Here is a 5679-nt window from a genome sequence, read left to right as displayed (position 1 = left end):
TGGCGGAAGCGGTGAGATTCGAACTCACGGACCCTTACGAGTCGCCGGTTTTCAAGACCGGTGCAATCGACCACTCTGCCACGCTTCCTTGCGGCCAGATTGTAACGATTTAAAGCCGCGCTTTACCTGGCGTAAAGACCAAAAGCGGCTCAAGCCTGGGTCAGCATGCCCTTTTTTTCGATAAAGGCCACCACTTCGCTCAGGCCATCCAGCGTTTTGAGGTTGGTCATGACCCAGGGGCGTGTTTCGCGGTTGGGGCGCATGCGGTCGGTGTCTGCCCGCATCACGTCCAACGATGCGCCCACATGGGGTGCCAGGTCGGTCTTGTTGATGACGAACAAATCGCTCTTGGTGATGCCTGGGCCACCTTTGCGGGGGATCTTTTCGCCTGCGGCCACATCGATCACGTAGATCGTCAGGTCGCTCAACTCCGGGCTGAAGGTGGCGGCCAAGTTGTCGCCGCCGCTTTCGATGAAGACCACATCGGCATCGGGAAACTTCTCCAGCATGCGGTCAATGGCTTCGAGGTTGATGGACGCGTCTTCACGTATGGCCGTGTGCGGGCAGCCTCCTGTTTCCACGCCCATGATGCGGTTGGCGGGCAGGGCGCCGCTCTCGGTGAGCAGGCGCTGGTCTTCCTTGGTGTAAATGTCGTTCGTGATGGCGATCAGGTCCCAGCGCTCGCGCATGTCTTTGCACAGCATTTCAAGCAAGGTGGTTTTGCCGGAGCCGACCGGCCCACCAATGCCCACACGCAGTGGGGGCAGTTTTTTGGTGCGGTTGGCAATGTGGTGCAGGGCAGTGTTCATGATCTGAAAATTCGTGAGTATTGGGTTTCGTGTCTGGCCGACAAGATGGCCAGCATGGGGCTGAAGGCTTGGCGGTCTTCATCGCTCAGAAGCAGGGCTGTTTGCACAGCCACAGGGATTTCACGCGCCAGTCGGGCCAGCATGCGTTGGCCTGCGCTTTGGCCCAAGGGTACGGCCTTGAGGGCGGCCTGTGTCATGTTTTCTGCCCAGCCAAAGGCGTGGGCTTGCAGGGCTTGGTCGATGGGCGCAGGCGCCAAAGACAAAGCCAGTGCCATGGCCAAGGGGTAGGTGGTCGGCAGTTGCGCGCAGCAGACCAGTTGGGCCTCGGAAGCTTGTTGCAGGTTGCGCAACCAGTCGAGCAAAGAGCGGCCCATCTGTTCGGTTTGCAAGCGCATCTCGGCTGTTTCGCGGGTGGCCATGACCCAGTCGTTCAGTGCTTTGAGTCGAAGCGTATCGCCGTTTTGCCATGCCGGGATGGCCTGGGCCACCACGGCCATGTCACCGCGCGACTGCGTCAAGTGCAGTTGGTCGACCACCCAGTGTGTGGCGCTGGCTTCGTCGTGCACCAGTCCGTGTTCGATGGCGGCCTCTAGCCCCTCGGAATAAGAAAACCCCCCGATGGGCAATGCAGGTGACGCAAGCCAGATCAGTTGCAGCAGACCTGAAGCTGGGGTGTCAGTGGTCATGCTTGCAACCGGGGCCGTGCACATGCGGCTCGGCATGGGCTGCACGGATCGGGATGGCCACGCGTGTCGGCGTGGCCTGTGGCGCAGGGTCATGGGCGTCGTGAGCGTGGCCATGGTCATGCCCATGCCCATGCCCGTGCCCATGCGAGGACCCGCCGTGCTCACCATAGGCACCGTTTTCAGGTTCAAAAGCCTCTGACACGGGCAGCACGGTCATGTGCATCGCGCGCAACATATCGGCCAGCACATGGTCGGGTTCGATCTTCAGGTGATCGGCTTGCAGCTCAATGGGCACATGGCGGTTGCCCAAGTGGTAGGCGGCGCGGGTCAGGTCGAACGGTGAGCCGTGCTGGGTGCAGGCGGTGATGCGCAGCACATCTTGCGGCGCAGCCTCGACCCGGATCAGCGAGCCGTCTTCGGCCACCAGCACATCGCCGCCACGCACCACCGTGCCGCGCGGCAAGAAAACGCCGATGCTTCGGCCCGAACTGTCGACGGCGTCAAAGCGGCTTTTTTGGCGGGTGTCCCAATCCAGCGTGACCGTGGCGGCACGTTGCACGAGGACTTTGGCCAGGCCTTTGCCCTGGGGCATGCGTTTGGAGCAGGTGATCATCAAAACAAAAAGTAGCGTTGTGTCATGGGCAAACTGGTGGCGGGTTCGCAAACCAGCAATTGGCCGTCGGCGCGCACCGCGTAGGTTTGTGCATCGACTTCCATGCGGGGCGCGTAATCATTGTGAACCATGTCGCGCTTGCCTACTTTGCGGATGTTTTTGACGGCCGACAAGGTCTTGGCCAGCCCGTAGCGTGCGCCAATGCCCGCCTGTAAACCGGCTTGCGACACAAACGTCAGCGAGTTGCGCGTGAGCGCCCCGCCAAAGCTGCCAAACATGGGGCGGTAGTGCACAGGCTGTGGTGTGGGGATGGAGGCGTTCGGGTCACCCATAGCTGCCAGCGCGATGAAGCCGCCTTTCATGATGATGGCCGGTTTCACGCCAAAGAAGGCGGGTTTCCAGATCACCAGATCGGCCCATTTGCCCACTTCGATGCTGCCCACCTCGTGGCTCATGCCGTGTGCAATCGCTGGGTTGATCGTGTACTTGGCGATGTAGCGCTTCACGCGGGCGTTGTCGTGGCGATCGGTGTCGCCCGGCAAACTGCCGCGTTGCTGTTTCATCTTGTGCGCCGTCTGCCAGGTGCGGATGATGACCTCGCCCACTCGCCCCATGGCCTGGCTGTCGCTGCTCATCATGCTGATGGCGCCCAGGTCGTGCAGGATGTCTTCGGCCGCAATGGTTTCCTTGCGGATGCGGCTTTCGGCAAAGGCCAGGTCTTCGGCAATCGATGGGTCCAGGTGGTGGCAGACCATCAGCATGTCGACATGCTCGTCGAGCGTGTTGATGGTGTAAGGGCGTGTGGGATTGGTCGAAGAGGGCAGCACATTGGCTTCTCCTACGACTTTCAAAATATCGGGCGCATGCCCGCCGCCCGCGCCTTCGGTGTGAAAGGTGTGGATGGTGCGGCCCTTGAAGGCCGCCACGGTGTCTTCCACAAAACCCGACTCATTGAGCGTGTCGGTGTGAATGGCCACTTGGGTGTCGGTCTCTTCGGCCACCGTCAGGCAGTTGTCGATGGCCGCGGGCGTGGTGCCCCAGTCTTCGTGCAGCTTCAGGCCAATCGCGCCAGCGTTGATTTGTTCGTGCAGCGCCGCAGGCAATGTGGCGTTGCCCTTGCCCAGAAAACCCAGGTTCATCGAAAAGGCATCGGCCGCCTGCATCATGCGTTCGATGTTGAAAGGGCCCGGAGTGCAGGTGGTGGCAAAGGTGCCGGTGGCAGGCCCCGTGCCACCGCCCAGCATGGTGGTCACGCCGCTGGCCAGGGCTTCGTCGATTTGTTGGGGTGCGATGAAGTGGATATGGCTGTCGATGCCGCCTGCAGTGACGATCAGGCCTTCGCAGCTGATGATCTCGGTGCCTGGCCCGATGACGATGTCAACGCCCGGTTGCGTGTCGGGGTTGCCCGCTTTGCCAATGGCCGCGATGCGGTTGCCCTTGAGGCCGATGTCGGCTTTGACAATGCCCCAGTGGTCGATGATGAGCGCATTGGTCAGCACGCAGTCCATCGCGCCCTCGGCATTGGTGCGCTGCGATTGCGACATGCCGTCGCGGATCGTCTTGCCTCCGCCAAACTTGACTTCTTCGCCGTAGCTGCCGGCTTGCAGGGTGCAGTCTTTTTCGACTTCGATCACCAGGCAGGTGTCGGCCAGCCGAACGCGGTCGCCCACGGTGGGGCCGAACATTTCGGCATAAGCGCGTTTATCGATGTGGGCCATGTCAGGAGTCTTTCTGCGCGTTGTCTGCCAGCGGGCCGTTGGTCAGCCCCCGAAAGCCATACACCACACGATTGCCGGCGTAGTCCACCAACTCGACCGTGCGCTGCTGGCCAGGTTCAAACCTGACCGCAGTGCCCGAGGTGATGTTCAAGCGCATGCCTTGGGCGGCGCTGCGGTCAAAGCGCAAGCCCGCGTTGGTTTCTGCAAAGTGGTAGTGCGAGCCCACCTGTATGGGGCGATCGCTGGTGTTTTGAACCACCAAGGTGCACGTGCGGCGACCCACATTCAGGGCGTGGGTGCCAGGCTCAATTAAAAACTCTCCGGGTGTCATGGCCATCCTTACTTGCGTTGGCCAATGGCCCAGGCCGCGATGGCCAGCACAATGACCACGATGAAGCCGATGGCGTCTGTGGCATGCCAGTGGCTGCCGAACAGGCCGTGCCCGTCATGCGCCCACACGGGTGCATGCAGGCTGGACAACAACAAGGCCTTGCTGGCCGCTTTGCGATGATTTTTCATGGGGAGTTCCTTGGCCATTCAAACAATAGGTTGGTGCACGGTCACCAACTTGGTGCCATCGGGAAAAGTCGCTTCCACCTGAATGTCGGGGATCATCTCCGAGATGCCGTCCATCACATCGGCGCGTGTCAACACAGTGCGGCCTTCGCTCATGAGTTGGGCCACGGTCTTGCCATCCCGTGCGCCTTCCATGATGGCGGCGCTGATCAGGGCAATGGCTTCGGGGTAGTTGAGCTTGAGGCCGCGTGCTTTGCGCCGCTCAGCCAAAAGGCCTGCCGTGAAGATCAGCAGTTTGTCTTTTTCGCGGGGAGTGAGTTCCATTTTGGTGCGTTCTGAAAGAGTGGGTGCATGCAATGCATTGAATGTAGCAAAGAGCGTGCCCTTTATAGGGAAGGGTCGAAATCCCAGGGAAGTTGCACGCCATTTTGGGGTGAATCAGGGTTCCCCCTTGGGTTGGCACGGTGATTGCAAGAGGGGTTGCAGCGGTGCAAGCGCATCGCCCTTTTGTTGAACAACTTAAATCCTGAATGGAGTGACCTCATGATGAACCGTCGTGGCAACCTCAAAGCCCTCGCAACCGCCGCTGCTATCGCTGCTGGCAGTCTGACTTTTGCAATTCAGGCCCATGCGCAAGCGGGCAACACCATCAAGGTGGGTGTGTTGCACAGTTTGTCGGGCACCATGGCCATTTCTGAAACCGTGTTGAAAGACACCGTGCTGATGGCCATCGACGAGATCAATGCCAAAGGTGGTGTGTTGGGAAAAAAGCTGGAGCCGGTGATTGTTGACCCTGCATCCAACTGGCCTTTGTTTGCCGAAAAAACCAAGCAGTTGCTCGGTCAGGACAAAGTCTCCGTGATTTTTGGTTGCTGGACTTCGGTCTCGCGCAAATCGGTTTTGCCCGTGGTGGAAGAGATGAATGGCTTGCTGTTCTACCCCGTGCAATACGAAGGTGAAGAGCTGTCCAAAAACGTGTTTTACACCGGTGCCGCACCTAACCAGCAAGCCATCCCTGCGGTGGATTACCTGATGAGCAAAGACGGTGGCGGCGCCAAACGTTGGGTCTTGCTGGGCACCGACTACGTGTACCCCCGCACCACCAACAAGATCTTGCGTGCTTACCTCAAAAGCAAGGGTGTGGCCGACAAGGACATCGATGAAAAATACACACCGTTTGGCCACTCTGATTACCAGACCATCGTGGCCGATGTGAAGAAATTTTCAGCGGGCGGCAAGACGGCCGTGGTGTCCACCATCAACGGTGACTCCAACGTGCCTTTCTACAAAGAACTCGGTAACGCAGGCCTGAAGGCCAAAGATGTGCCCGTGGTGGC

Annotated in this window: 8 protein-coding genes and 1 tRNA gene; 1 reads left to right on the top strand and 8 read right to left on the bottom strand. The window is 59.9% G+C overall.

Going from position 1 to position 5679, the window contains the following annotated elements; translation table 11 throughout:
* The 8 genes from ACIQ3A_RS13580 to ureA all read right to left on the bottom strand — a co-directional run bounded on the left by ACIQ3A_RS13580 (nucleotide 1) and on the right by ureA (nucleotide 4666).
* A tRNA-Ser gene (locus ACIQ3A_RS13580) sits at nucleotides 1–88 on the bottom strand.
* 61 nt (nucleotides 89–149) lie between these two features.
* Complete coding sequence (gene ureG / locus ACIQ3A_RS13575; RefSeq protein WP_396432259.1) at nucleotides 150–809, bottom strand: urease accessory protein UreG; 660 nt, start codon at nucleotides 807–809, stop codon at nucleotides 150–152.
* Nucleotides 806–1495 (bottom strand): urease accessory protein UreF, encoded by a 690-nt coding sequence (locus tag ACIQ3A_RS13570; protein ID WP_396432258.1) that lies wholly within the window; start codon nucleotides 1493–1495, stop codon nucleotides 806–808. Before ACIQ3A_RS13570 ends, ureG begins: the two co-directional genes overlap by 4 nt.
* Entirely contained in the window at nucleotides 1485–2108 is a 624-nt protein-coding gene (gene ureE / locus ACIQ3A_RS13565; RefSeq protein ID WP_396432257.1) for an urease accessory protein UreE, read from the bottom strand. The genes ACIQ3A_RS13570 and ureE overlap by 11 nt, the downstream gene beginning before the upstream one ends.
* Nucleotides 2108–3826, bottom strand: coding sequence for an urease subunit alpha (ureC, locus tag ACIQ3A_RS13560; protein WP_396432256.1), 1719 nt, complete (start codon nucleotides 3824–3826; stop codon nucleotides 2108–2110). The genes ureE and ureC overlap by 1 nt, the downstream gene beginning before the upstream one ends.
* Nucleotide 3827: 1 nt before the next feature.
* On the bottom strand, nucleotides 3828–4157 hold the full coding sequence (locus tag ACIQ3A_RS13555; RefSeq protein WP_396432255.1) for an urease subunit beta: 330 nt from the start codon (nucleotides 4155–4157) through the stop codon (nucleotides 3828–3830).
* Between the two features lie 8 nt (nucleotides 4158–4165).
* Nucleotides 4166–4345, bottom strand: coding sequence for a hypothetical protein (locus ACIQ3A_RS13550; RefSeq protein ID WP_396432254.1), 180 nt, complete (start codon nucleotides 4343–4345; stop codon nucleotides 4166–4168).
* 18 nt (nucleotides 4346–4363) lie between these two features.
* Nucleotides 4364–4666: an urease subunit gamma gene (ureA, locus tag ACIQ3A_RS13545; RefSeq protein ID WP_108405387.1), complete on the bottom strand. Its 303-nt coding sequence runs from the start codon at nucleotides 4664–4666 to the stop codon at nucleotides 4364–4366.
* A gap of 222 nt (nucleotides 4667–4888) precedes the next feature.
* Between ureA and ACIQ3A_RS13540 the strand changes: the two genes are divergently transcribed.
* Nucleotides 4889–5679: transporter substrate-binding protein (locus ACIQ3A_RS13540; protein ID WP_396432253.1), on the top strand; the 791-nt coding region annotated here is incomplete at its 3' end.

The sequence above is a fragment of the Limnohabitans sp. genome, from assembly GCF_044361985.1.
Taxonomy (GTDB): domain Bacteria; phylum Pseudomonadota; class Gammaproteobacteria; order Burkholderiales; family Burkholderiaceae_C; genus Limnohabitans_A.
The sequence above is the reverse complement of the archived record's forward strand: the minus strand, read 5'-3'. Positions and strand labels throughout refer to the sequence as shown.